Below are 1,419 nucleotides of genomic sequence, written 5' to 3' on the forward strand. Positions count from 1 at the left end.
CGGATAACGACCGGGTACTTTGGCGGGTAATTCAGCGCCTGGGAGGTGAAAAAAGTGATAGTGCGATCGTGACGGAGGTGCTTGGCTTCACTGGCAACCGCTACTCTGAGGGTAAAACGCTCCTGGAGCGATTAAGGAAACAATTCGGCGGTTAAATCAATTGTGATCGCGGCAGGAGGAGTGCGATCGCAATCGATCCAAACACTTGAAACAGGACTTGTAAAACATATCACATTCATCATGACTAAAAACATAAAATTCATTACTTTTTACGATTTAGAAAAAGAAAACAAGCATGGATTCTCTTCTAAAGCATATCCGCCCACCGAGCGAACTCTAGTACTTAGAGAGCAAATTATTCCTGGTGCATTTGGCTATCCAGATATGTATATCAGGCACATGAAATTAAGATACGACAATCGGGATTACCCAATAATTTGCATGACCGATTATGAACTTGATGAAGTTAAAAGATTAGAAATTCTTGCGGGTGCTGTGAACTTTTTAGGAGAAGCAGGAGTTTGATGTTTGGCTTTGATGGTGATACCAAGGGATTGAAAATTATTCTGAAACGAATTGCAAGCAATGATGATTCAGGAAAACTAACCCACAAAGAAGTAAGAGCCTATGGAAGGTGTATGCTTGCACTTTTTGAAAACTTGAGAATAGATACAGAGTTAGAAGCAGAAGTCAAAATTTTGCTTGCAGCGCTTTCTGGAAGTGGCATTCCTCATTACGATCGCTCTTTTATAGCTTCAAAACTGTTGGAATTAATCGAGCGAAACGACAAATTAAAAGTTGAACAAATCTCAAACGAGCATTTTTAAAATGACTAAAACATCAAATACTCCAGAACCAGATCCAAGTTGGGATTATTACATTACCTGGCACAAATTATTAAAAGCTAAATCCCAACTCGATGAATTAATTAAAAACGTTTCTGAATACGAAATAGAAACTGTTACTCAAAATGAATATTTTGAAGAGCAGTTATCAAAAATCCTCAAAATCTTAAACTCGACATTGCCAAAAATTGAGACCGAGTAACCGCCTGATGAATCGTAATTGTTGCGATGGCGTAACCGCCCGCTGGAAGCGATCACGCTACGGCGCGGGCTACCTGACACAGTAGCCGAAACGGTGGAAGTTACCCACCGTCGCGGGTTGTGTCCAAAGCACCCGTACAGCACATACACACAGCAGCTTAGGGCTTTTACCTTGAATCAAGCTTTTATGGCTTTCCTGTTTTCATAAGCTCGGCTGCTGTGAGTGCGCTGTTTTCTCCCTATGTCGCCGCAGTTAGCGCTGCGGCATTGCCTTGAGAGTGAACTAGGCTCAACGGCCTTCGGGTGATTCGCAGGCACGGCATCAGGGAACAAGACGAAACCACCCAGAGGAGAACTGAATGATTAGAATTTT

At 42.2% G+C, this 1,419-nt stretch carries 3 protein-coding genes; all 3 read left to right on the forward strand.

The genetic code is table 11. The features are described 5' to 3' along the window. Window positions 1–240 precede the first annotated feature (240 nt). The 3 genes from RM368_RS38495 to RM368_RS38505 are packed head-to-tail and all read left to right on the forward strand — an operon-like array spanning window position 241 to window position 1,047. Window positions 241–525 (forward strand): hypothetical protein, encoded by a 285-nt coding sequence (locus tag RM368_RS38495; RefSeq protein WP_322698935.1) that lies wholly within the window; start codon window positions 241–243, stop codon window positions 523–525. Next, a complete protein-coding gene (locus tag RM368_RS38500; RefSeq protein ID WP_322698936.1) occupies window positions 525–827 on the forward strand; it encodes a hypothetical protein in 303 nt (100 codons plus the stop codon). The genes RM368_RS38495 and RM368_RS38500 overlap by 1 nt, the downstream gene beginning before the upstream one ends. 1 nt (window position 828) lies before the next feature. Then, window positions 829–1,047 (forward strand): hypothetical protein, encoded by a 219-nt coding sequence (locus RM368_RS38505; RefSeq protein WP_322698937.1) that lies wholly within the window; start codon window positions 829–831, stop codon window positions 1,045–1,047. The last annotated feature ends 372 nt before the right edge of the window (window positions 1,048–1,419 follow it).

Source organism: Nostoc sp. DedSLP03, from assembly GCF_034530815.1.
Lineage (GTDB): Bacteria > Cyanobacteriota > Cyanobacteriia > Cyanobacteriales > Nostocaceae > Nostoc.